Genomic DNA, 23,642 nt, shown 5'->3' with positions numbered 1-23,642 from the left:
ACCTTCGGTCGCATCGGGCCAGTCGGAGACGTTGACCGCCTCGAAGCCGAACTCGGCGGCGAGCCGCTTCACGACCGGAAGCAGGTCGATGTAGCGATTGGTGGCCTGGAACACGATGACGCCGTCGAGCTTGATGTGCTTCACGTACAGCGCCATCGCCTCGCGCGTCAAGAGATGCATGGGCACCGAGTCGCCGGAGAAGGCGTCGATGCCGAGCACGTCGTAGCCCCGCGGCGGCTCGCGCTCGAGCGAGAGGCGGCCGTCGCCCAGAACGATTTCGATGCGCGCAGGGCTGTCCGCGAGAAAGGTGAACTCGCGCCGCGCGATGTCGACCACGCGCGGGCTGATCTCATAGAACACCAGCCGGTCGCCGGACTTCATCCACGCCCCGATGACGCCGGCGCCCAGGCCGATCACGCCGATCGAGAGCGGCTTGTCCGGCGCCATCTCGCGCAGCGACGTGAACACGCGCCCGTAGCCCGAGGTCGGCCCGAAATAGTCGGCGGGCGTGTTCCGGAACGAGTCGCCGAGCAGCTGCCCGCCGTGCTTGATGCCGCCGTGTTGCATCGAGCGGTAGGGCACCGGCTCGAGATGATCAGCGGTGCGCACCACGCCATAGAAGTCGCGCTCCATCACACGCACGCCCCGCGTATAGTCCTGCGCTCCGCGCACCACGAATACCACGGTGACCGTGGCCACGGCCACACCGGCCCAGCGCGCCATGCCCCGGAGCCGTAGCACCAGGAGGAGAGACAGGAGGACCAGCGTGATGCCGAGCTCGAAATACCCCGACAGCGTAAGTGGCGCAACGATGGCGACCAGCACCGCGCCCAGCGCGCCGCCAAGCGAGATCATGAGGTAAAAGCGCGTGAGATGCGCGGGGTCCGGCTTCACGCGCGCCAGCTCGCCATGGCAGAGCATGCAGGCGGCGAACAGGCCGGCGAGGTACACGGGCACCGCGACGGCCAGCTTGAGCGAAGGCACGTAATACGCCATCGCCGGCAACAGGACAACGAGCGACGCGATGAACAGCGGCCGCACGTACCAGCGCGGATGATCGAAGGCGAAGACGAAGCTCACGAGGTAAAGCCCGAGGGGCAGCACCCAGAGGAAGGGAACGCTCGAGATGTTCTGCGTGATGTGGTTCGTGACCGCGAGCAGCATCGCCGAGCCCATCGCGGCAAGGGCAAGCCAGAGCAGCTGGATGGTGGCCGAGGGCAACGGTGCGCTCGTCGCCTCGGCCTGCCGCGGCGGAGCCGCCTCGCGGGCAGAGCGCAAGCCGAGGGCTGCACAAAGCGCCACGAACCCGGCATAAAGGCACGACCAGCACCACCCGAGCTGCCCGAGGTCGAAAGCCGGCTCGAGGAGCAGCGGAAAGCCGAGCAGCGCGAGGAGCGACGCGAAGTTGGAAAGCGCGAACAGACGGTAGGGCACGGCGCTCTGGAACCGGCGCCAGTACCAGGCCTGGAGCAGCGGCGTCGTGGTCGAGAGCAGGAAATACGGCAGCCCGATCGTCGCCGCGAGCAGAAGCAGGATGCGCGCGATCGGCTGCTCGTCGCCCCGTGGTTTCCAGCCGCTCGAGGCAAGGATCGGCAGGAAGGCGAGCGACAGGGCGAGCAGGGCGACATGGGCGAGCGCCTGGCGTTTCGGCCCGAGGCGGGTGGTCCAGTCCGCGTAGGCATAGCCCGCGAGAAGCACGCTCTGGAAGAACACGAGGCAGGTGGTCCATACGGCCGCCGAGCCGCCGAACCACGGCAGGATCTGCTTCGCGATGATCGGCTGCACCAGGAACAGCAGGAACGACGAAAGGAAGATCGTCGCCGCGTACGGCAGCGTCGCCCTTATGACGGCGCAGGACCTCCGACTCTGATGATGGATAAGGGTTTGAGCGACCTTCCGCCGAGGGCTACTTGTCTAGCCACACGTTGTAGAAGCGCGGGAAGGCCATCTTCTCGTTGTAGCCCTTGACGGAGGCCTGCATCGCGCGGAGGCCGAACAGGTCGCCGTAGCGGATCACGGGGACCCGCTCGTAGAAGACCCGGTGGACCTCCTCCCACAGCGCCATGCGCTTCTTCGGGTCTGGCTCCTTCCGGATCGCGTCCATGCGGCTGGTGATGGCCTCGTCGCAGGTCCAGCCCGGCCAGTCGCAGCGGAGGTAGGGGTGCTGGGTCGGGTCCGGCACCAGCGTCATGCCCGTGGTGAAGATGTCGTACATCTTCTCGTTGTTCCGCCTCTGGACGAGGGTCGCCCAGTCCACCACCTGGAGATCGATGGTCATGCCGACCTCTTCGAGCTGCTGCTTGGTCACGAGAGCGACGTTGTACATCCACTCGTACTCCTTGGTGGTGATGAAGCGGACGGGCTCCCCCTTGTAGCCGGCCTCTTGCAGGAGCTTCTTGGCCTTGTCCTTGTTCCTCTGGTTGTAGGCGTCGCCGCCGGCTTTCGAGTGCCAGGCCTTCTGCTCCGTGAAGGCCAGCCCGGAGTCGAGCCGGTAGAAGAGCGGGTTCCCCACCGCGGCCCGCATGTTCGGCTCGATGTCGACGGCCGCCTGCACTGCCTGGCGGAGCTTCACGTTGGTCATGAGGCCTTCCTTCTTGTTGAAGACCGCCATGGCCCAGGCGTACGGCCGCACGATGAGGGGCCGGAGCTTCGGGTTTTCCTTGATCCGATCGTAGGCGACGGCCTGGAGGTCGTCGGCGAAGTCCACCTCGCCCGACTCGAGGCTGGCCACCCGCGTGGCCACGTCCGGCATCGGGATCCACCGGATCTCGTCGACGTAGGCGACTTTTCGCCCGCCGTAGCCGTTGGCCGCCTCGGCCCGCGGCTTGTAGTCGTCGTAGCGGACCATCCGGATGTGGACGTCCGGCTTCCACTCGACGAACTTGAAGGGGCCGGTGCCGATGTACTCGGTGACCTTGGCCGGCGTCGGATACTTCTCGGCGATCTCCTTCGGGTAGACGGCGGAGAAGTTGTTCGCGTTGGCCAGGGAGATCAGGACGATGCCCGACTTCTCCTTGAGCTTGATCTCCACCGTGGACCTGTCGACGGCCCGCACGCCGTCCACCGAGGCCCACATGGCCTTGGCCTGCGCGGCGTACCCGCCCCAGCGCCTCAGCGAGGCGACCACGTCCTCACTGGTCATCTCCTTCCCGTTGTGGAACCGGATGCCCTGGCGCAGCTTGATCGTGTAGGTGAGCCCGTCCGCGCTCACCGCGGGGAGCGCCTCGGCCAGGACGGGGATCGGCTGGTAGTTCTGGTCCAGCGTGTAGAGGCTCTCGTAGATGTGCTGGGTGATGACCTCGACGAAGTTCGCCGTGGTCCAGTGGGAGTCGAGCGTGGGCGGGTCCCCGAGGACGGCGACCTTGAGCACCCCCCCCTTCTTGGGAGTCTGCGCCCGGGCCTCGAGCCCGGCCACGATCACCAACCCGGCGACCAGCAGCAATGACAAACCAGATCGCAATCCGCGGCTCATGGCTAACCTCCCTCGGGGTCAGGCTTTGCAGGGTGCGGTTCCGGCGACGAGGACGGGGGCGACGTCAGGGAGGGCCTCGACGACAAATTGCAAAGCCGGACCCCATTCCACTTCCAGAAGGGGCTGCCGTCGACGGTGATGGTGGCGGTCACCGAGACCTGGTAGGTGGTGGTGACTGTCGTCACGGTGAGCTCGGTGGCGGTGACCGGGCGCTCGATTCGGACCTCGGTCGTCGAGGACATGCGGGCGGCGTCGGGGCGGCGCGCGGCGACGTTCGCCAGGTAGTGGTGGCGGGTGTGGAGACGGGTCAGCGGGTCGAGCTGCTGGTGCTCTTCCTTGGTTCCATCCAGCGTCACCACGTCGGCGCCCAGGTCGTGGCGCGTCTCCCAGCGCTGCCCCCCGCCCAGGTCCGCCGGCCCGTGCAGGTGCTCGGGCTGGAGCGGCCCCCACGCCGGCGGGGCAAGGGCAGGCGCCTGGTTCGGCGCCACGGGCACGACGACGTGCGAGGCGCCGTGGAAGAGCGTGAGCGTCGCCGGTCGTGGCGTGGGCCAGATCCGCGGGAAGTCGGCGCACGCGACGGAGAGCCGCAACCGGTGGCCCGCCGGCACCCGGTACGCTGTCGCCCGGAGCGGGACGGTGACCCGGTAGCGCGCGCCGGGCTCCACGGCGACACGGCGGGTCGGCGACTCCCGGAGCTCGAGGTCGAGCCACCCCGTGGCCACCAGCGTCGACCGTCCGCCCGGGGCCACGGCGGCCAGCTTTGCCGTGACGCAGAGCGGGCCTGCAGAGGCGGCCACCTCCAGCACGGCGGCCGGGCTGCCGAGGATCTCGAGCGGCGCGTCGAGCGGCGCGGACGTGAAGGCCAGCGAGCGGGCGTCGTCGCCGCTCTGGTCGCAGGGGAACGTTGGATCCAGCGCCGTCGTCCACGGGTCCCATCCCAGCGAGTCGAGCCCCACGGTCGGATCGTAGGCGTAGGCGCTTGGCGCCGAGCCGGCGCCCGGCGCTTCCGGGCGGAGCCCGCCGTCCGCGTGGAGGTACCAGGGAGTCGGCCGGACTCGCGCGGGAGGCCAGCCCGCCTCGTGTCGCCACCCGGCACCGTCGCCCTGGACGTAGAGCCGGACCGGCGGCTCGTCCATGATGCCGTCGTCCTTCCCCCGGAGCCAGCGCTCCCACCACCGCTCGATCTCGTGGAGCCCCGCTGCCGGCGCCTCGAGCGCCACGTCGGGGAAGGCGTGCTTCCAGGGGCCCATGAGGAGCCGCTTCGGGGCGAGGATGCGACCGAAGTCCCGGACGGTCGCCTCGCAGTAGAGGTCACGCCAGCCGCCGATGGCAAACGTCGGGCACGCGATGCGGTTGACGCGTGTCACCCGGGACTGCCAGAACGTGTCGAAGTCCGGATGGTCCCACCAGGCGAAGAGCCACGGCCCGGTGGCCTCGAGGCGCTCGGCCCAGACCCGCGCCCAGCGACCCTCCGGGTCCTGGAAGAGCGGCGGCATCAGGTTGTAGGCCACCATCCGCGGGCCCCAGTCGGCGCCCAGCCAGAAGCCGCCCCGGCACCCGTCTGGCGCGACCACGTCGTGGTAGAGGTCGGCCGAGGCGTGGATTGGCACGATGGCTTTGAGGTGGGGCGGCTGGGTCGCGGCGACGCTGAGCGCCGTGATCCCGCCATAGGAGACACCCCACATCCCGACGTTCCCGTCGCACCAGGGCTGGCGCGCGATCCACTCGACCACCTCGTGGCCGTCGCGCGCCTCCTGCGGGTCGAAGGGGAAGCGGTTCACCCCGCCGGAGCTCCCGAGGCCCCGGAGGTCCACGGTCAAGGCCGCGTACCCGCGCCCGGCGAAGTACCGGTTCACCGCCTCCACGTCGAGCCGCCCGCCCCGCCCGTCCTTGTGGTACGGGATGAGCGTCAGGATCGCCGGCCAGCGCCCGGGCTCGGCCGGCCGATAGCAGTCCCCCGCCAGCTCCACGCCGTCCGGCATGGGAATCAGGTGATTCCTGTCGACGACGACGGGCACGGGGTGAGGATCGACCGCAGGCATCGGCACTCCTTGTCGCGAAGATCCGCCGGGCGCGAGCCCGCGCGAGGGGCTCCCCGCCGGCGAGTCCCATCATCCTATCATCGGAGGGCCACTCGGCAGGATCGCCGCGCTTGAACGCCTTGCAAAGGCTTCTCGACGTGCCGGTGACGGAGCTGCTGCGATGATGGGGGCGGCTAGACGTACAACACCCCCGGCGTGCGTGAGCACGCCGAGGGCTGGCTCATTCCCCTAACCGACCAAGGTAGAGACAAATGGCCAAGACCAGCGTACCACCGAAGCCCTCGCGGACGAAAACGCCTCCGTCGCCCCGCGTTAGTGGGTCACGACCGCGCCGGGCTGCCCGGGCGCGTTAGGGAGCCTGAAACTCGATCCGCGCCGACTGCACGAAGTCGAAGGCGAACACGCTCACGCGATAGCGCGACCCCGGCTGGCGAATGGGGACTTCGAAGTAGGTGGTTGAGAATCCCGGCAGGTTGCTGCCGACCAACCACTCCACTCGCTGGGCGACGATCTGCCCCGATGAGTCGAGGCTGTCCACGAGGAGCTGGACGCGGGTTGCCGTGACGCCGTAACTGCTCACAATGTAGCCGCTGAGGTACGGTTGGCCTCGCCGGTCGAGCGGCTCCCAGCTCACCGCGAAGTAACGCTCCCACCCGGGGAAGTGTGGGGTGAGAGATTGAGCGGCCACGCCGGTCGAGGCCGCGAGCATGCCCACCAGAGCCGCGATCACGAGCACTCGTAGCCGCATCGCCATCTCCTCTCAAGGATGAACTTTAGCGGCGGGAGCGCGCTCTCGCTGTCCGCCCGCTGACCTGCACCACCCTTTGGACGTCTGGCCGTTCTCGGGGGGTTCGTCCCGGGAGGAGGGCCCCTTAGAGGGGTCGCTCAGGGACCCACGCTCGGCAACTTCTTCAAGGGCTGGCTTGGTGTCCGAGTCTCGGATACCGAGAGAGACGATATGAACGAAATGGCGGATATACCGAAGCGAAAGCCGTTCAAGCTGCTGAATTCTCAGCCGCTTCGACTGAGTGCAATGACATGTGGTGCCCCCGGGGTGACTCGAACACCCGGCCCGCAGTTTAGGAAACTGCTGCTCTATCCACCTGAGCTACGGGGGCCCGGAAGAATCGCGTGCGACGAGTCGATTCTACCATCCGCTACAGGTTCTTGAATTTCTCGTTGACCTGCTTGAGCAGGGTCTCCCGCTGGCCGCGGGCCTGGGCCTCGGCCTTGCGCTTGTCCTCCGCGGCCTCGTCGGCGGCCACCTGGGCATTGGCGGCGAGGATCCAGAGATCGATGTGCTGGATCCAGTCGCGCACTAGGCGCTCTTCGCTGGCGAAGAGGAGGCCGCGCTCCGGGTCGAAGACCACGCGCTCGGGATCGACGTCCCCGGACGCCTTGGCCAGCTTGAAGGCGTAGATCCAGTGGCCCGCGGGCGGCTCGTTCAGCTTCACAACGAAGGAGTAGAGCCCGTCGGTGACGCTCAGCGCTTCCGGCGGGCCCATCCGGCTGATCTTGTCCATCGGCCTCGCTCACCTGCTCACAGGAGATCGCCCGCGTCGACGCCGCGGGCGGCCAGGAGGCGGCGCAGGCGCTGAAGCGCGGCGTCTTCGACCTGGCGCACGCGCTCGCGGGTGACGCCCAGGCGCTTGCCGATGGCCTCGAGCGTCAGGGGCCCATCGCCGGAGAGCCCGAAGCGCAGGCTCACGACGGTGCGCTCCTGGTCGGGCAGATCCGCGAGCAGCCCCACCAGATCGTCACGGGCCCGGAGTGCGGCGGCCAGGCCGCCGGGCAGCGGGTCGGCGTCTTTCACGATGTCCTGCAGCGTGCTGGAGCCATCCGCGTCGACCGGGGAGTCGAGGGAAACCGGCCGCTGGCTCACCCGCTCGAGGTGCTCGATCTCGTCCAGCGGCTGCCCCATCGCCTTGGCGATCTCTTCCGTGGTGGGGGCGCGCCCCAGCTCCTGGGTGAGCGCGGTCTTCTTCTTCGCGTACTGACCCAGGAGCTGCTCGACGTGCACGGGCAGGCGAATGATTCGCGCCTGGTTGGCCAGCGCGCGGGTGACGGCCTGGCGTATCCACCAGACCGCGTAAGTCGAGAAGCGCGTGCCCCGCCCCGGCTGGAACTTCCGCACAGCCTGCAGCAGTCCAAGGTTGCCCTCTTCGATGAGATCGAGGAGGGACAGGCCGCGGTGAAGGTAGCGTCGGGCCACGCGCACGACCAGACGGAGATTGGCCTCGGTCAGTCGGCGCTCCGCGGCCGCATCGCCCGCCTGGACGCGACGGGCGAGCTCCTGCTCTTCCTCGGGCGTCAGCAGAGGGACCTTGGCGATGTCGCGCAGGTAGAGGGAGAGCAGCTCACGGCCGCGCGCGGCGACCTCGGGCCTTTCCTTGTGCCCGGCCAGCTCGGCCGGGTCACGGGTCAGCAGCGTCTCGAGGGGCTCGCCCGCGTCGTCGAGGTCTACGAGTTCGGCGCGAGAGGCGTCACCGCCTGGCTCATTCATTATCTTTGTCGCCCACCCCACGCGCCCGCGCCGACTCGGCGGGCTGGTCGGGCGCGTCGTCGGGCCGCAGCTCGATGACCTCCCGGGGCGGCAAGAACTGCAGCGGGTTGTAGGCCAGGCCCTCGTGGCGAACCTCGAAGTGCAGATGGGGCGCGCTCGCGCTACCACTGCGTCCGACCGTGCCGATGATCATGCCGGCGGTGACCCATTCGCCCACCCCGACGAAGTTTTCCAGGTTGTGCGCGTACACGGTCACGATCGCACCCTGATGCTGGATGCGGATGATGCGCCCGTAGCCGCCCTCCTGCCCGCTGGCGATTACCAGCCCGTCGCCCGCGGCCAGGATGGGCGTGCCGAGCTCGGCCTGGATATCAGTCCCCGCGTGCCAGCCTCTCAGCCGCCGGCCGAAGGGCGAGACGACGTTGCCCTCGATGGGCCAGATCAGTCCCGCGGCTTGCAGCTCGAGCTCCGGCGCCACCATGGACAGCCGGGTGGCGACGCGACGCTTGCCCGTCCTCACCAGCAGCACGTCGCCTCCGCTTTCCACACCCTCGATCCGGAACGCTGTGCGCTCCCCGGTCAGGGCGCGCCCGCTCGGAATGCTCAGGCGCTGTCCGAGGCGGAGCTGCTCGGGCCGGTTCAGATGATTGGCCTCGATGATGGCCTGACGCCTGACGCCGTAGTGCACGGCGAGGCGACTGACGGTGTCGCCGCGGCGGACCACGTGGACCACCGTCTTGTGAGGCGCTTGCGCCTTGGGTTGGGGCCGCGCCTTGCGATCGCCTTGCGACGACGTGGGGGCGATCTTGTGCGTAGGTGGCTTCGATGAGCGGCTCTCGGCGTGGCCGAAGCACGGCTGGGCCAGGAGCAGCCCGGGAAGCAAGAGACCGATGCCGATGGCCCGCCGGCGGTGCGGATGCTTCACGCGTCGAACTCCGCGTAGCGCACCTGGAAGGACGTGAAGCGTCCCGTGGGCGGCCGCCAGCTGATCGACACCGAGGCGACGCCGGCCAGGGGCGGGCCCTTCTCGAGCTCGCGGGCCAGCTCCTCGATCAGCTGCCGGCTGCCTTCCACTCGCACGCGCACTCTCCCGTCCTTGAGGTTCATGACATAGCCATGGAGCCCGAGCTGCGCGGCCTTGCGATGGGCGAAGTAACGGTAGCCCACGCCCTGCACGCGTCCCTCGACGACGATCTCCGCGGCGCTCCGAATGAAGGTCATGCTCACGAGCGATGGCGCGAAAGGAAAATGGTCGGGGCGACTGGATTTGAACCAGCGACCTCCTGCTCCCGAAGCAGGCGCGCTACCAAGCTGCGCTACGCCCCGCCCGACCTGGCTATTTTACGCTTCCCACGCGAACTTGCCGATCAACTTCACGAAGACGCACTCGGAGTCCTCGGTGACACGCGCCTGGCCTCCGATCTTGTCGATGACCTGCAGCCTTTGGTAGTCCGCCTGGCCCACGGGCATCACCATCCGGCCTCCCTCGGCCAGTTGCTCGAGAAGGGGGGGCGGAACGGACGGTCCGGCCGCAGCCACCAGGATGCGATCGAAGGGCGCCTCGTCCGGCCAGCCGAAGGTGCCGTTGGCCGTGCGCACCCAGACATTGGTGATGCCGAGGCGCTCGAGCGTCTCGCGGGCGCGCGTGGCCAGCTTGGCCAGCCGCTCGATGGCGCAGACGCGCGCGGCCAGCTGGGCCAGCACCGCGGCCTGGTACCCGCTGCCCGTCCCGACTTCGAGCACTTTTTCCGTCCCCGTGAGCCGCAGGAGCTCGGTCATCCGCCCGACCATGAAGGGCTGGGAGATCGTCTGGCCCTCGCCGATGGGGAGCGGGTGATCGCCATAGGCCTTGTCCCGCAGGGCCTCGTCCACGAAGAGATGCCGCGGAACTTTTCCCATGGCCTCCAGGACTCGCGGGTCCTTGATCCCCCGCGGGACCAGCTGCTCGGCGACCATCCGCTCGCGCTCCCGCGCGAGACGCTGCGTCCCCGCCTGACCGTTGCCGGAGTGCATCATCGCGGCCGCTTCTTGAGCAGCGCGGTGAGCGCGCCATCCCACTCGGCCATGCGCTGGAGGGCGCCGTGATGCGTCAGATCCATGTGCAAGGGCGTGACGCTGGCCAGCCCGCGATGCACCGCCGCGATGTCGGAGGCCTCGTCCTCGCTCCACACGGGTGGCCCCGCCCCGATCCAGTAGTACGGGAGCCCGCGCGGGTCCGTCTCCCTCACCACCTTTTCCTGGTAGACGCGATGGCCCAGGCGCGTCATGCGGATGCCCGCGAGCGGCCCCGCGGGCACGTTGATGTTGAGGAGCGTCTTGCTCGGCAGCCCCTCGACGAGCACGCGGCTCGCCACGAGCTTGGCCACCGCTTGCGCGCCCTCGAGCCCGGCCGTCTCGGGATCCACCTGGGACACGGCCATCGACGGCACCCCCAGCAGCGTGCCTTCCATGGCGGCGGAGACGGTGCCCGAGTAGGTGACATCGTCTCCCAGATTCGAGCCGTGGTTGATGCCCGCCGCGACGAGGACGGGCCGCTCCGGCAGGAGGCCCAGGACGGCGAGATTGACACAGTCAGTCGGCGTCCCGTTGACCGAGAAGCGCCGCTCGCCGAGAGTGGTGACGCGGAGCGGCCGGTGCAGCGTCAGCGCGTGGCCGACCGCGCTCTGCTCGCGGTCCGGCGCGACTACGTACACATCGCCCAGCTCCTCGAGAGCCGAGGCCAGCGCGGCCAGGCCCGGGGCATGGACGCCATCGTCATTGGTGACCAGAATCACCGCCGCCATGGCCGCTCGTCGATCCGCGAGCAAAAAAATGGCAGATCCGAGGATCCGCCATTGTCGCTCACATGAAATTGGTCGGGGCGACTGGATTTGAACCAGCGACCCCTTGACCCCCAGTCAAGTGCGCTACCGGGCTGCGCCACGCCCCGACCCAAGCGCATTGTACGGGGGCCCACCGGGAAAGACAAGACGACGCCGTTCGAGCTGAGACGGGGCCCGCTCTTCGAGGTGAGCGGCGGCGCCTCGCCGACGCGAGCCGAGGGCTGAGTTGATCCCGCAGGCGTGGCAGTTCGAGCTGAAGGGCGAAGCCCTGAGGCGAGGGCTGAGTAGATCAGCGGCGAGGCGAGGGCTGAGATGGTTCAGCTCTTGGGAGGTACGAGTCGATCGCGCAGCGCGCGCAACTGGTCTCGGGTGCGTCGGAGGGCCGCTTCGAGTGCCTGACCGCGCACGCCCAGGTCGAGCTGCCCGGCCCCGCGGCTCTCGGCGTAGAGCCGCTTCTTGGCGCCCTCGAGGGTGAGCCGCTCGTCGTACAGCAGGCTCTTGATGCGCAAGACCAGGTCGAGATCGCGCTTGCGATAGAGACGCTGCCCGGCGGGATTCTTCTTGGGGCGCAGGAGCTTGAACTCCGACTCCCAGTAGCGGAGGACATACGCCGGAATGGCCGTGAGGCCCTCGACCTCGCCGATCCGATAGTAGAGCTTGTCCGGGATCGCGGGCCGTTCCTGCGCCTCGATGTCCCGCCCCGGCTCTTCGGCGCTCACGGCCGCCGCGCTCCCGTCACTGCGCGTGGTGGTTGATGCGGATCTTCAGCCCTTTGCTCGGCTTGAAGGTCAGCACCTTCCGGGCGGTGATCTCGATGCTGTCGCCGGTCTGCGGGTTGCGGCCGCGCCGCGAGGCCTTGCGCCGGATGCGGAAGTGCCCGAACCCGACGATCTTCACGTCTTCGCCCTTCTCGAAGCAGCGGAAGATGATGTCGAACAGCGACTCCACCACCGACGCGGACTGCCGCTTGGACAGTCCATGGGCCGCCACCGCGTTGATGAGATCATTCTTCGTCAGTACCGTCACCTCCCCTCGATCGGGATCGACTCGCGCCGCGCGTCTGCCCTGGCCCCGGCCCTGCTGACCCTCTCAGAATCCGAATGCAGGATCGCCATCAGCGGGGCGCGCCCCGGGTGACAAAGCCGGCATGGCCCTTGGCCTCCAGATCGGCGCGCGCCTGCTGGGCTTTGGCCGGGTCGGCAAAGCCACCGACCCGCACGACGTGATACGTGATGCCGCCTCCCGTGGCGGGGGCCGGCGTGGTCGCGCCGCTCTTGGCGCGGCGGATGACGACCTTGAAGCCCTCTTTCTTGAGCTGCGAGGAGAGTGACATGGCCGTTTCGAGGTCATAGGCGGGATTGACGACGATGCCGCCCTTGACGACCTGCGCGGTACCTTTGCCCTTGAGCGCGGCATTGACGGCATCCGGAGTCGTGCCCGTGATGACGAGCTGGTTCTGCCCCGCCGATTCGACGGCCTTGGCGGGGGCGCTCGCCCCGCCGCCGCCCCGGCTCAGGCGCGCGATCTCGACGGGGAATTGCTCGGCGCGCAGCGTCTTGGCCAGGGCCTCGGCATTCTTTTCCTGGACGAAGGCTCCGACCTGTATCCAGTAGCTTCCGCTGGCCGCGGGAGCGGGCGTCGGCGCGCGCTTGGGCACCGCAGCCACCGCGGGAGGCTTGACCGCCTCCGGCTTGGCGGGCGCGGCCTTGGCGGTCGAGGCTGATGGCGCCTGAGCGGGAGCAGCGGGGAGCGGCGCCGTGCCCAGCGGGCGATCGGCGGGAGTCGGGGCGGCCGGCGCGGGCTTGGGCGCCTCCGTCTGCGCCGTCGCGGGTGGAGCCGTCGCCTCAGGCTTGGCGGGCTGCGCGGTGCCCGCCGTCGGGGCGGGCGTCGTCGGCGCAGGAGCAGCCGGAGCGGGAGCGGGCTCGGACGCCTTGGTCTGCGGTTTGGGCGGCGCCGCCGGCGTGGGCTCGAGCCAGTTCAGGAGATACGGCAGCGATACGACCACCACGATGGCCAGGACGGTCAACACGAGCAGGGCACGGAACCACCCGGCAGAGAAAATGCTGCGTTGGGCGATGTCGTCCCGCTCGTCCTCGTCCAGGTACTCGTCCTGCTCGGGATTGGCTGCCATGATTCCTCGTTGGGTCCTGGTCTGAGCCGCCGATGGGATGTTAGCACAGTCCCCTAGTGGGCCTAACGATTTTTGCTAGGGGTTCTGCCTACTTAGGGTGTATCTCAGCCCTCGCCTCGCCGCTCTCCTCGCCTGCGGCTCGTCGGCAGCGTCTCAGCTCGAACTATCTCAGCCCTCGCCTCGCCGCTCTCCTCGCCTCCGGCTCGTCGGCAGCGTCTCAGCTCGAACTTCAGATGCTACCGCCGCGGCCGGCGCCCACCCCCCGTTGCCTTCTTGCGAGGCGCGTGACGCAGGAGCAAGCGAATGGGCGAGCCGGTGAAGCTGGCGGCGTGGCGCAGCGTATTGATGAGATAGCGCTCGTAGGAGAAGTGGAGCTTGCCCGCCCAGTTCACTTTCACCGCGAAGGTGGGCGGCGAGACCGCGACCTGCTGCACGCTGTGAATGCGCAGCGGCGCGCCGTGAGAGGAGATCGGTCGGCGCTCGACGGCCTGACGAATGATCGAGATCAGCTCGCCCGGCTGCAGTCGCTTGCGCGTCTCGGCCGCCACGGTGTCGACGGTGTCGAAGAGATCGCGAAGACCCCAGCTCTTGAGCGCCGAGATGAAGCAGATCGGCGCATAGTCGAGGAAGGGCAGCCGCTCGTGGATCTGCGCGGTGACATCGGCCTTGCCCACGAGGTCCGGGGGCACGAGGTCCCACTTGTTGACGGCCAGGACGATGCCGCGCCCCGCCTCGTGCGCGTAGCCCGCGATGTGAGCGTCCTGCGCGGTGACGCCGTCGGCGGCATCCATCACGAGCACGGCCACGTCAGCACGCTCCAGGCTCTTGAGCGCCATGACCACGGAGAGCTTCTCGAGCGTCTCCGTGACACGCCCCTTGCGACGGATGCCCGCCGTGTCGACGAGCAGGTAGGGGCGGTCGCGGAAGGAGACCGGCGTGTCCACGCTATCGCGAGTGGTGCCGGGCAGCTCGTGGACGAGGACGCGCGGCTCGCCGAGGACGGCGTTGACGAGCGAGGACTTGCCGACATTGGGCCGGCCGATGATGGCCACGCGGACGCCCTCGACGTGGGTCTCGACGACGGGCGGGGGCGCCTGATCGCGCGCGGTCTCCAGGAGCTCGGCCACCCCGCGGCCGTGCTCGCCCGAGATGGTCTGCAGCGTCGGGAAGCCGAGGCGGTAGAAATCGGCGAGCGCGCCCTCCTGCCCTGCCCCGTCGATCTTGTTCACGGCCAGCACGACGGGGCGCCGGCTCTTTCGCAAGATAATCGCGATCTCCTCGTCGAGGCCGGTCAGCCCGTCGCGCCCGTCCACGACGAAGATCACCAGATCGGCCTCCTCGATGGCGAGCATGACCTGGCTGCGGACGGCGGCCACGAGATCGGACTCCGTGCTCGGGTCGAAGCCGCCGGTGTCCACCACCGTCGCCTGCCAGCGCTCGTGAGTGACGGTGCCGTAGAGGCGGTCCCTGGTCACCCCGGGCACATCGTGCACGATGGAGCGGCGGCGCCCCACCAGCCGGTTGAAGAGGGTGGACTTGCCGACATTGGGGCGGCCCACGATCGCGAGGATGGGGCGGATCACGGAAGGACCGGGTCAGCGGGCGGCGAGCGCCGCGATGAGAGCGGAGCCGGTCGCCTCCACGACATGCGTGGAGACGCCGAGGGCCGTCGAGAGCTCTGGGGGCGTGACGTCGTCGAGGAAGACCCCGTCGCCATCCCTGACGGCGACGGCGGGGACGAGGACTCGCTCACCCAGGTCCCGGCCGGCGAGCTGCTCGCGGATATCGCGGCCCGTGAGGAGGCCCGCCACGCCGATGCCGCGACCGAACCACTCGTTCGCGATGGGGGCGACTGTCACCTCGAGCCCCCGGATGGAGAGCTCGGCAAGCAAACGGCGAAGGAGAGGCGCGAACATTTCGCCGGTGACGATCGTCACGCGACGCGGGACATCCAGGCGGGAGGGCAGGCGTCGAGCGGCCTGGGCGAAGGTGTCGGTGAAGCGCCGGACGAGTCCGACGCCGTCCTCCAGGATGGGGAAGCCCTCATAGGCGGCCGTGCGCGGCAGCCCTCGCCCGGCCTGGAGATAGACCTCGTCCGAGGCCCAGACGAAGCGGCTGCCCAGGGAGCGGAGAAACTCCTCCTGCCAGGATTCGACGATCTCGGCGAGCCGGCGCGCTTCCTCGTCCGTCAGGGTGCGCAGCTGCGGGAGACGCTCGCGGTGGCGGGTGAGCCCGACGGGCACCACCGCCGTGGTCGCCACCTGCGGATGCAGGCGCGCCAGGTCGCGGATCGAGCGCTCCAGGTGCCCACCGTCGTTCCAGTCGGGCACGAGCACGATCTGCGCGTGCATGACGATGCCGGCCTTGGCCAGACGCTCCATGCGCGGCATGAGCTCCCCGCGGAGAGCGGGCTGGCCGAGGAGCCGATGGCGCAGGTCGGGATCCGTGGCGTGGACGGAGACGTAGAGGGGCGAGAGCCGCTGCTCCTCGATGCGGCGGAGCTCGGCCTCCTCGAGGTCCGTGAGGGTGATGTAGTTGCCGTGCAGGAAGGAGAGACGGAAATCGTCGTCCTTGACGTAGAGGCTCTTACGCATGCCCTTGGGCAGCTGATGGATGAAGCAGAAGACGCACTTGTTCGCGCAGGTCGCGATCTCGCCCGGGCGCGGCGCCTCGAGCTCGAGCCCCACCTGGCCGCGGCCCCGCTCGATCCCGTGATATCGCGTGCGGCCCTCGCGTTCGATCTGGAGACGCAGCCGGGCCTCACCGGCGTGAAAGTGGAAGTCGATGGCGTCGCGCAGCGGGGCGCCATTGATGGCGACGATGCGATCGCCGGGGCGGAGACCCGCGCGCGCGGCCGCGCTCCGGGGCCGCACGGAGGCGACGAAGACGCCCTCGGCCTGGCTAGGAGCGCAGCTGGTCATGCTCGGCGTGCACCTGATCCTGGAGCGGATCCGCGGGGGGGTTGAGCTGCTTGAGGCCCTGGACGAGATACTGCAACCCCGAGCCGATGGTGAAGAAGGCCATGACCCACGCGGCGGCCCGTGGCGCGCCGGGCAGGATCTTGAAGTAATAGGCCGCCATGGCCGAGACCACGGTGGCGACCTGACAGAGGGTCGAGGCCTTGCCGAGCCAGCTCGGCGAGGGGTGCACCGTACCACCGGCCACATGAATGACGAGAACGCCCACGCTCAGGATCAGGTCGCGGCTCACCACCACGGCGGCGATCCAGAAGGGTATGACCTTGAGATACGTCAGCGTCACGAAGGCCGAGGTCATGAGGAGCTTGTCCGCCACGGGGTCGAGGAAGGCCCCCAGCCGCGTCTGCGTGCCCCGTTTCCTGGCGATGTAGCCGTCCAGCATGTCGGTCAGGCTCGCTGCGCAGAAGACCAGGAAGGCCCATCCCGGCCGCCGGTACACGAGCAGCGTCACGAACACGGGGATGAGCAGGATGCGAAGAGTCGTCAGCCAGTTGGCAAGTCCCATACGATCATCCGCTGCGGACGAGGCTCGATTCTACCACTTCGGCCGTCAGTTCCGTGAAACGGTACTGGGTCAAGTTGCGAGCCAGACGAGGCCCGACCGAGAACGTGGCCGTTCGAGTTGAGGGGCACAGCCCCGAGACGAGAGCTGAGTTGATCTGGCGAAGCAAATTGGCCCAGTACCCTCAGGCCGGTTGGCGGTAGGCTTCCACGGGACCCAGGAGGCGCGGGGCCAGCTCGACCTCGAGACGAATGCCATCGGCGTCGTCGCTGCGCGCCACGACCCGGCCGCGTGCATAGCAGTGGGCGAGGGCGGGCCCGTCCCGATACGGAATGCGGAGGGTCACGCGCTGGACCCGCGGCCCCAGGGCCTGCCCGACGCGGTCCAGGAGCCGGTCGACGCCCTGCCCGGTACGCGCGGAGATCGCCACCCCGTCGAAGCGGTTCACGAGCGCCTCGATCGCCACGTCGGCATCCAGCCGGTCGACCTTGTTGAGCGCCACGATGCTGGGTCGGCCGCTGAGCTCGAGCTCGGTCAGGAGCCGGTCGACGGCCGTCATCTGCTCCTCCAGCCCCGGGTGGCTCGCGTCCACCACGTGCACCAAGATATCGGCTTCTTCGAGCTCCTCGAGGGTGGCCTTGAAGGCGGCCACCAGCTGATGCGGAAGCTTGCGGATGAAGCCGACGGTGTCCGTCAGGATGAACGGCGCATGCCCCGCCCGCGAGACGAGCCGGGCGGTGGGGTCGAGGGTCACGAAGAGCTGATCGGCGGCCATGTGCCCGGCGCCCGTGAGCTGGTTGAGGAGCGTCGTCTTGCCCGCATTGGTGTAGCCGACGAGCGCGGCCACGGGCAACCCCGAGGCCTTGCGTCGGTCGCGCAAGAGCCGCCGATGGGTGCGCACCCGGTTGAGATCGCCGCGAATCTTCTGGATCCGGTGCCGGATCATGCGGCGATCGGATTCGAGCTGCGTCTCGCCGGGACCCCGGGTGCCGATGCCGCCCCCCAGGCGCTCCAGGTGCTTCCACTGGCCGACGAGGCGCGGGAGCAGATACGAGAGCTGGGCCAGCTCGACCTGGAGCTTGCCCTCCATGGTGCGCGCCCGCTGGGCGAAGATGTCCAGGATGAGCGCGGTGCGGTCGATGACCTTGAGACCGAGGGAGCCGCCGAGGTTCCGCTCCTGCATGGGCGAGAGCGGATCGTCGGAGATCATCAGGTTGGCCGCCTGGCGCTGGGAGGAGGCCTTGAGCTCGTCGACCTTGCCCTTCCCGAAATAGAGCTTGGGCGTGGGAGCGGAGCGCTCCTGAGTGATGCGACCCACCACCTCCGCCCCCGCCGACTCGGCCAGGCGGCCGAGCTCATCGAGGGACTCCTCGACTTCGAATCGCCGCTGCTTGGGCAGCCTCAGCGCCGCGAGCAGCGCCCTTTCCCTTGGCCTCACTCCCATACGCTCACTCGATCCATCCCTCCCGTGTGAAGAGCTTGCCAATGGCCTCGGCCGTACCCTCGATGCCGCCTGCCCGGTCCACGTCCAGCCAGTGGGTCTCGGCGTCTCGCCGGAACCATGTCATCTGGCGCTTGGCATAACGCTGGGTGTCCCGCACCATCAGCCTCACCGCCTCGGCCTCGTCCAGCTGCTCTCTCAACACCGCGACGAACTGCCGGTAGCCGATGCCGTTCATGCCCGGTGACCCCGCATCATAACCCGCGGCCAGGAGCCGGCGCACCTCATCCATCATCCCATCGGCCACCATCCCTTCAACCCGAACCTTGAGACTTTGGTTGAGGGTGTGGCGCTCCCGCGTGAGACCAATCTCCAGGATCCGCCAGGGTGACGTGCGGCGCCCCCAGCTTTCTCCCCGGCTCACCTTGCTCCCGCCCCCGCTCGCATGCTTCTCGAGGGCACGGATGAGACGGACCCGGTCATTGGGATGGAGGCGCGCGGCCGCGGGCGGATCGAGAGAGGCCAGCCTGGCGTGAAGCGCGCCACTCCCCTGTTTTCCGGCCAGGGACTCGAGCGAGCTTCTGAGGGCAGGATCGGCGGGAGGCGCCGCGTCGAGGCCTTTGAGGAGAGCGCGGACATACAGGCCGGTGCCGCCCACGACCACGGCAAGCTTCCCGCGCGACTCGATGCTCGTGATGGCCTCGAGGGCATCGCGTCGGAAGCGCGCGGCATGGTAGCGCTCGTCGGGGCGGATCAGATCGAGAAGATGATGGCTCACCGCCGCCCGCTGGGCGGGCGTGGGCTTGCCCGTGCCGATGTCCATGCCCCGGTAAACCTGACGGGAATCCGCGCTCACGATCTCCATGGGCAGGCGCTGGCCAAGGCGCACCGCCACCGCCGTCTTGCCGACGCCCGTCGGCCCCACGATCACGAGGAGCGGCGGGGTCTTCACCATGTGCGGCGGAGCTCCCGCTTGATCTCCTTGAGGGAGAGCCGGGAGACGATGGGCCGCCCGTGCGGGCAGAAATACGGGGTATCGGTTCCCGACAGGTCGGCGATGAGACGGGTCATCTCCTCGCGCTGGAGCGGAGCGTGGGCCTTGATCGCCGCGTGGCAGGCCACGAAGCTGAGCGCGCGATCGATGAGCGGCGCGCCCTCGGCGGGCGAGGCTCCGCCCACCTCGCCCAGGAGCTCTTCGATGAGCCGTCGTGGCTCCTCGCCCTTGAGGAGCGAGGGCACGGCCCGGAGCAGCACGCTCCGACCGCCGAAGTCCTCGAGGGCGAAGCCCAGGCGCCCGAGGTCGGCCGCCCATTGCTGCAGCAGAGCTCCCTGGCCTGGCCCGAGATCCAGCGATTGCGGGAAGAGCAGCGCCTGCGAGGGCAGCGGGCCCGCGAGGAGATCGCGACGCAGCTGCTCGAAGAGCACGCGCTCATGCGCCACGTGCTGATCGATGAAGAAGACTTCCTCTTCGCTGGCCGAGACGATGAAGGTGTCCTGGAGCTGGCCGACGACCAGGCCGAATCGCCCCGGACCAACCGACTCGTAGGCCGCCGGGGTCTCCTGGAAGAGCCCGCCCTGGGGAAAGGTCGCGGACTCGGAGGAGGACGCGAGGGCTTGATCGAGATCCATCGCGGGTGTCGCGAGCCCTTGCTGAGGCTGGACGACCCGTCGGGAGCGCAGAGCGTCCTGCGTCGCGAGGAAGACCGCCTCCTGGACCAGCCGAGGAGAGCGGAAGCGAACCCAAGCCTTGGTCGGATGGACATTGACGTCCAGCTCCTGGGGCGGCAGAGAGATGAGGAGCACGGCCGAAGGGAATTCGTGGCGCGCGAGCATGGGCCGGTAGGCCTCGATCAAGGTCTGCAGGAGCGCCGTGTCCCGGACCGAGCGGCCATTGACGATCAGGGTCATCTCGTCACGGTTCCCGCGCGCGAGCTGGGGCGGCACCGCGAGCCCCTCGACCCTGATGCTGCCCTGCGTCCGGTCCACCTCGAGCATGGCCTGGGCCAGCTCGAAGCCTCTGAGCGCCCCTACGCGGTCTCGCAGCGAGCTCACCGCCGGCGCCATGAGGGTGACACGGCCATTGTGGATGACACGCAGGCGAAGGTCCGGCCTTGCCAGGGCCAGGCCTTCCAGCAGCCGCAGCGCGGCCGCCAGCTCGGCGGGGGCGCTCCGGAGGAACTTGAGCCGGGCCGGCGTATTGAAGAAGAGGTCCTGGGTCTCGACGGTGGTACCCGGCGGCGCCTCGATGGCGAGACGGTCGGCGATGTCCCCGCCCGCTCCGCGCACGCGCGTTCCCGTAGTCACGCCGCGAAGGCAGGAGGTGATCTGGAATCGGCTCACCGCGCAGATGGCGGGCAGGGCCTCGCCGCGGAAGCCGAGGGAGGCGATGGCCCCCAGGTCCGCTTCGTCGGCGATCTTGGAGGTGGCGTGACGCTGCAAGGCCAGCTCGATGTCGCCCGCGTCCATGCCCATGCCGTCGTCGGTGACGCGGATGAGCTGGCGCCCGGCGTCCTTGAGCTCGACGGTGATCGCGGTGCTGCCGGCGTCGATGGCGTTCTCCACCAGCTCCTTGACCACGGAGGCGGGACGCTCCACCACCTCGCCCGCGGCGATCTTGTTCACCAGGTGATCGGGCAAGAGTCGGATGCGGCTCATGGCTGGGAGCGCAGCCGCTGCTGCCACTCGTGCAGGAGATTGAGGGCCTGCAGGGGCGTGAGCGTCGAGACCTCGAGGGCCAGCAGCTCCTTCAGCACGGGATCGGGCGCGGGCGGGAAGAGCCCGAGCTGGGAGCGCTCGGCCTGACCCGTGGACTCGCCGGAGACGGGCGCGCGGCTCTGCTCGCTGAGCTCGGCGAGGATCTCCCGCGCGCGGGCGATGACGCCCGCGGGCAGACCGGCGAGCCGCGCGACCTGGATGCCGTAGGAGCGGTCGGTGCCGCCGGGGCAGACCTTGTGGAGGAAGATGATCTCGTCATTCCATTCCTTGACGGCCACGTGGAAATTCCGCACGCGGGGAAGCCGTTCGGCCAGGGCCGTCAGCTCGTGGTAGTGGGTGGCAAAGAGAACCTTGGCCCCGCGGCCCCGCTCGTGGAGCTCCTCCGTCACCGCCCACGCGATGGCCAGCCCGTCGAAGGTCGAGGTGCCGCGTCCCACCTCGTCCAGCAATATCAGGCTTCGCTCCGTGGCGTTGTGAAGAATGCTCGCCGTCTCGACCATCTCCACGAGAAACGTGCTCTGGCCCCGGGCGACATTGTCCTGCGCGCCCACGCGCGTGAGGACGCGATCCACCACGCCGATCCGCGCCGCACGCGCGGGGAGGAAGCTGCCCACCTGGGCCAGGATCACCAGGAGGGCGGCCTGGCGCATGAAGACGCTCTTGCCGCTCATGTTCGGGCCGGTGAGGATGAGCACCTGCTCCTGGGCGGGGTCGAGAAGGAGGTCGTTCGGAGTGAAGGGACGCTCGGCCGCCGCATCAAGGACAGGATGGCGCCCGTCGCGGATGTCGAGGACGAGACCGTCGTCGACCTGAGGCCGGGTATACCCGCGCTCGTGGGCGACCTCGGCGAGCGAGGCGAGCGCGTCGAGAGCAGCCACGGCCTGCGCGGTGCGCAGGAGGGTTTCCGCTTCGGCGGCCACGGCGGCGCGCACCTCCTGGAAGAGCTCGAGCTCGAGGCGCGCCATGCGCTCTTCCGCACCGAGCACCCGGCCCTCGTGCTCCTTGAGCTCGGCCGTGATGTAGCGCTCCGCCCCCACCAGGGTCTGCCGCCGAACATACTCCTCCGGCACCTTGGCCGCGTGCGTATTCGAGATCTCGATGCCGTAGCCGAACACCCGATTGAAGCGGACGCGCAGCGTGGGGATCTGGGTGCGCTGGCGCTCGCGCGTCTCCAGCGAGGCTATCCACTGCCGCGCCTCCTGCGCCCCGCTCTTGATCTCCCGGAGCTCCTCCGACCACGTTTCCCGGATGATCCCACCTTCCTTGAGTCCGAGCGGCGGCTCGTCTTCGAGCGCCTCGGCGAGCAGCTTGGCGAGGGCGGGCAGCGCGGAGATCTCCTCGCCGAGCGAGGCGACAACGGAGGCCGGAAGCTGCGCGAGCTCCTCGCGGAGCCGCGGCAATGCCGTCAGGCAAGCGCGAAGGCCGACAAGGTCGCGGGCATGCGCGTGCCCCAGGGCAGCCCGACTCGCCAGGCGCTCGAGGTCGCCGATGCCGCGCAGTCGCGCGCGAAGGGCGGCCCGCCGCGCCGGCTCCTCGACGAGCGCGGCCACCGTCTCCTGGCGTCGCGCGATGGCGCCCGCGTCGACGAGCGGCCGGAGGAGCCACTGCCGGAGCAGGCGGGCGCCCATCGGCGTCTCCGTCCTGTCCATGGTCGCGAGGAGCGAGCCCCGGACGCCACCGTCCTGGGCGGTCTCGAAGAGCTCGAGCGTGGCGACCGCCGTCGGGTCCAGGACCATGCTATCCCCCGGAACCAGCCGCTGCAGCCGCGTCAGATGCCCGAGGGCATGGCCCTGGGTTTCGCGGAGATAGGCGAGCGCGCCGCCCGCGGCCTGAAGTCCCGAGGTCATGTCCCCCACGCCGTAGCTTTCGAGGGTGGTCACCTTGAGCTGGGCGGCCAGCGCCTCCCGTGCCGGCTTCAGAGAGAACCAGGAGGGCTCTCCGTGGGTCACAGGGAGGCCGAGGCTACCCAGGTGTGCCGCGAGACTCCCGTCGCCATCCCGGGCGAGGAGGACCTCGGCGGGGCGCCTCAGCAGAGCCGCCTCCAGGAGGGCGCCGCCCTCGTCCGAGGCCTCGCCGGCCCAGAAATCGCCGGTGGAGACGTCCACGAGGGCCAGGCCCAGAGGCGCGCGCGGGCCCGCCCGGTGGACGGTCAGGAGATAGTTGTTGGCCGCGCCATCGAGGTGCTGGAGATCGGTGATGGTGCCCGGGGTGACGATGCGCACGACTTCGCGGCGGACCAGCTTCTTGCCCTTGGCCGCCGCCTCCATCTGCTCGCACACCGCCACCTTGCGGCCGGCCCGGATCAAGCGCGCGATGTACGTCTCGGCGGCGTGATGCGGAATGCCCGCCATGGGGATGGCGCCCTCCCCCTTCTGGCGCGAGGTCAGGGTGAGCTGGAGCAGGCGGGCGCCCAGCTGGGCGTCCTCGAAGAACATCTCGTAGAAATCGCCGAGCCGGAACAACAGGAGGTAGTCCGGGTAGCGCTGCTTGAGCTCCCGGTACTGCCGCATCATGGGAGACAGCTCGGCCGCGAGGTCCCTCACGCTCCGAGTGCCGCGTGCAGCCGGTCGTAGGTGGTGTCGAGGGTTTCTGGTAGGACCCGCGTGTCGCCGATCACGGGCATGAAGTTCGTGTCCCCGTTCCAGCGCGGGACGATGTGCAGATGCAGATGGCCAATGATGCCGGCTCCGGCCACCCGCCCCTGGTTGGCGCCCACGTTGAATCCGTCCGGCTTGTACGCCGCGCGAATGCCCCTCACCGCGACCTGCACCATGTCCATGGCTTGCCCCAGCTCTTCCAAGGTCGCGTCCTCGAGATTGCCGACATGGCGCGTGACCACCACCATGACGTGCCCCGAGGCGTACGGAAACTTGTTCAGGATGAGAAAGGCGTGAGGAGAACGACGAAGGATGAGGGCGCGCCGGTCATCGCCGCCGGCCAGCGCGTCACAGAAGATGCAGCCCGCGGAAGCGGAGGGCGGGGCCCCGGCGGACTCGACGTAGGTCATCCGCCACGGCGCCCAGAGTCGGTCCACGC

The 23,642-nt window shown here is 69.2% G+C and carries 21 protein-coding genes and 3 tRNA genes; all 24 read right to left on the bottom strand.

The genetic code is table 11. The features are described 5' to 3' along the window. Positions 1-1,785 (bottom strand): fused MFS/spermidine synthase (locus VGT00_03445; protein HEV8530452.1); only part of this gene is annotated, 1,785 nt, incomplete at its 3' end. A gap of 121 nt (positions 1,786-1,906) precedes the next feature. Further along, positions 1,907-3,472 carry an ABC transporter substrate-binding protein gene (locus VGT00_03440; GenBank protein HEV8530451.1) on the bottom strand — a complete coding sequence of 522 codons (1,566 nt, stop codon included), beginning with the start codon at positions 3,470-3,472 and terminating at the stop codon, positions 1,907-1,909. Between the two features lie 2 nt (positions 3,473-3,474). Beyond that, positions 3,475-5,514 carry a CocE/NonD family hydrolase gene (locus tag VGT00_03435; GenBank protein HEV8530450.1) on the bottom strand — a complete coding sequence of 680 codons (2,040 nt, stop codon included), beginning with the start codon at positions 5,512-5,514 and terminating at the stop codon, positions 3,475-3,477. Between the two features lie 349 nt (positions 5,515-5,863). Then, entirely contained in the window at positions 5,864-6,262 is a 399-nt protein-coding gene (locus VGT00_03430; protein HEV8530449.1) for a hypothetical protein, read from the bottom strand. 293 nt (positions 6,263-6,555) lie between these two features. Then, positions 6,556-6,632 (bottom strand) — tRNA-Arg (locus VGT00_03425). Positions 6,633-6,671: 39 nt separating this feature from the next. Continuing rightward, on the bottom strand, positions 6,672-7,037 hold the full coding sequence (locus VGT00_03420; protein HEV8530448.1) for a hypothetical protein: 366 nt from the start codon (positions 7,035-7,037) through the stop codon (positions 6,672-6,674). 17 nt (positions 7,038-7,054) lie between these two features. After that, positions 7,055-8,017, bottom strand: coding sequence for a sigma-70 family RNA polymerase sigma factor (locus tag VGT00_03415; protein ID HEV8530447.1), 963 nt, complete (start codon positions 8,015-8,017; stop codon positions 7,055-7,057). Beyond that, a complete protein-coding gene (locus VGT00_03410; GenBank protein HEV8530446.1) occupies positions 8,010-8,942 on the bottom strand; it encodes a M23 family metallopeptidase in 933 nt (310 codons plus the stop codon). The genes VGT00_03415 and VGT00_03410 overlap by 8 nt, the downstream gene beginning before the upstream one ends. Then, positions 8,939-9,238: an acylphosphatase gene (locus tag VGT00_03405; protein HEV8530445.1), complete on the bottom strand. Its 300-nt coding sequence runs from the start codon at positions 9,236-9,238 to the stop codon at positions 8,939-8,941. Before VGT00_03405 ends, VGT00_03410 begins: the two co-directional genes overlap by 4 nt. A gap of 28 nt (positions 9,239-9,266) precedes the next feature. Then, a tRNA-Pro gene (locus VGT00_03400) sits at positions 9,267-9,343 on the bottom strand. A 15-nt stretch (positions 9,344-9,358) separates the two neighbouring features. Continuing rightward, positions 9,359-10,030: a protein-L-isoaspartate(D-aspartate) O-methyltransferase gene (locus VGT00_03395; protein HEV8530444.1), complete on the bottom strand. Its 672-nt coding sequence runs from the start codon at positions 10,028-10,030 to the stop codon at positions 9,359-9,361. Continuing rightward, the gene (gene surE, locus VGT00_03390) at positions 10,030-10,800 is read right to left on the bottom strand and encodes a 5'/3'-nucleotidase SurE (GenBank protein HEV8530443.1); all 771 of its coding nucleotides are present in this window, start codon (positions 10,798-10,800) and stop codon (positions 10,030-10,032) included. The genes VGT00_03395 and surE overlap by 1 nt, the downstream gene beginning before the upstream one ends. A 69-nt stretch (positions 10,801-10,869) precedes the next feature. Beyond that, positions 10,870-10,946 (bottom strand) — tRNA-Pro (locus tag VGT00_03385). Positions 10,947-11,156: 210 nt separating this feature from the next. Continuing rightward, entirely contained in the window at positions 11,157-11,558 is a 402-nt protein-coding gene (locus VGT00_03380) for a MerR family transcriptional regulator (GenBank protein ID HEV8530442.1), read from the bottom strand. A 16-nt stretch (positions 11,559-11,574) separates the two neighbouring features. Further along, on the bottom strand, positions 11,575-11,865 hold the full coding sequence (locus tag VGT00_03375) for an integration host factor subunit alpha (GenBank protein ID HEV8530441.1): 291 nt from the start codon (positions 11,863-11,865) through the stop codon (positions 11,575-11,577). Between the two features lie 88 nt (positions 11,866-11,953). Beyond that, entirely contained in the window at positions 11,954-12,970 is a 1,017-nt protein-coding gene (locus VGT00_03370; GenBank protein HEV8530440.1) for an SPOR domain-containing protein, read from the bottom strand. Between the two features lie 236 nt (positions 12,971-13,206). Further along, entirely contained in the window at positions 13,207-14,553 is a 1,347-nt protein-coding gene (gene der, locus VGT00_03365) for a ribosome biogenesis GTPase Der (protein HEV8530439.1), read from the bottom strand. 12 nt (positions 14,554-14,565) lie between these two features. Continuing rightward, positions 14,566-15,891, bottom strand: coding sequence for a DUF512 domain-containing protein (locus VGT00_03360; GenBank protein HEV8530438.1), 1,326 nt, complete (start codon positions 15,889-15,891; stop codon positions 14,566-14,568). Next, positions 15,872-16,453, bottom strand: a complete 582-nt coding sequence (gene pgsA / locus VGT00_03355; protein HEV8530437.1) for a CDP-diacylglycerol--glycerol-3-phosphate 3-phosphatidyltransferase — start codon at positions 16,451-16,453, stop codon at positions 15,872-15,874. Before pgsA ends, VGT00_03360 begins: the two co-directional genes overlap by 20 nt. Before the next feature lie 181 nt (positions 16,454-16,634). Then, positions 16,635-17,888, bottom strand: a complete 1,254-nt coding sequence (gene hflX / locus VGT00_03350; GenBank protein ID HEV8530436.1) for a GTPase HflX — start codon at positions 17,886-17,888, stop codon at positions 16,635-16,637. Positions 17,889-17,898: 10 nt separating this feature from the next. Beyond that, positions 17,899-18,846: a tRNA (adenosine(37)-N6)-dimethylallyltransferase MiaA gene (gene miaA, locus VGT00_03345; GenBank protein ID HEV8530435.1), complete on the bottom strand. Its 948-nt coding sequence runs from the start codon at positions 18,844-18,846 to the stop codon at positions 17,899-17,901. Next, positions 18,840-20,546 (bottom strand): DNA mismatch repair endonuclease MutL, encoded by a 1,707-nt coding sequence (gene mutL, locus VGT00_03340; GenBank protein HEV8530434.1) that lies wholly within the window; start codon positions 20,544-20,546, stop codon positions 18,840-18,842. The genes miaA and mutL overlap by 7 nt, the downstream gene beginning before the upstream one ends. Continuing rightward, positions 20,543-23,149 (bottom strand): DNA mismatch repair protein MutS, encoded by a 2,607-nt coding sequence (mutS, locus tag VGT00_03335; GenBank protein ID HEV8530433.1) that lies wholly within the window; start codon positions 23,147-23,149, stop codon positions 20,543-20,545. Before mutS ends, mutL begins: the two co-directional genes overlap by 4 nt. Continuing rightward, positions 23,146-23,640, bottom strand: coding sequence for an HIT domain-containing protein (locus tag VGT00_03330; protein HEV8530432.1), 495 nt, complete (start codon positions 23,638-23,640; stop codon positions 23,146-23,148). Before VGT00_03330 ends, mutS begins: the two co-directional genes overlap by 4 nt. Positions 23,641-23,642 lie beyond the last annotated feature (2 nt).

Source organism: Candidatus Methylomirabilota bacterium (genome assembly GCA_036002485.1).
GTDB lineage: Bacteria > Methylomirabilota > Methylomirabilia > Rokubacteriales > CSP1-6 > AR37.
The sequence above is the reverse complement of the archived record's forward strand: the minus strand, read 5'-3'. Positions and strand labels throughout refer to the sequence as shown.

Bases quoted from the DNA above. Each gene is read 5' to 3' on its own strand.
- VGT00_03405 (HEV8530445.1), bottom strand. From the start codon at position 9,238: ATGACCTTCATTCGGAGCGCCGCGGAGATCGTCGTCGAGGGACGCGTG.
- VGT00_03435 (HEV8530450.1), bottom strand. From the start codon at position 5,514: ATGCCTGCGGTCGATCCTCACCCCGTGCCCGTCGTCGTCGACAGGAAT.
- VGT00_03420 (HEV8530448.1), bottom strand. From the start codon at position 7,037: ATGGACAAGATCAGCCGGATGGGCCCGCCGGAAGCGCTGAGCGTCACC.
- miaA (HEV8530435.1), bottom strand. From the start codon at position 18,846: ATGGTGAAGACCCCGCCGCTCCTCGTGATCGTGGGGCCGACGGGCGTC.
- VGT00_03430 (HEV8530449.1), bottom strand. From the start codon at position 6,262: ATGCGGCTACGAGTGCTCGTGATCGCGGCTCTGGTGGGCATGCTCGCG.
- VGT00_03360 (HEV8530438.1), bottom strand. From the start codon at position 15,891: ATGACCAGCTGCGCTCCTAGCCAGGCCGAGGGCGTCTTCGTCGCCTCC.
- mutL (HEV8530434.1), bottom strand. From the start codon at position 20,546: ATGAGCCGCATCCGACTCTTGCCCGATCACCTGGTGAACAAGATCGCC.
- VGT00_03370 (HEV8530440.1), bottom strand. From the start codon at position 12,970: ATGGCAGCCAATCCCGAGCAGGACGAGTACCTGGACGAGGACGAGCGG.
- pgsA (HEV8530437.1), bottom strand. From the start codon at position 16,453: ATGGGACTTGCCAACTGGCTGACGACTCTTCGCATCCTGCTCATCCCC.
- VGT00_03395 (HEV8530444.1), bottom strand. From the start codon at position 10,030: ATGCACTCCGGCAACGGTCAGGCGGGGACGCAGCGTCTCGCGCGGGAG.
- surE (HEV8530443.1), bottom strand. From the start codon at position 10,800: ATGGCGGCGGTGATTCTGGTCACCAATGACGATGGCGTCCATGCCCCG.
- VGT00_03415 (HEV8530447.1), bottom strand. From the start codon at position 8,017: ATGAATGAGCCAGGCGGTGACGCCTCTCGCGCCGAACTCGTAGACCTC.
- VGT00_03440 (HEV8530451.1), bottom strand. From the start codon at position 3,472: ATGAGCCGCGGATTGCGATCTGGTTTGTCATTGCTGCTGGTCGCCGGG.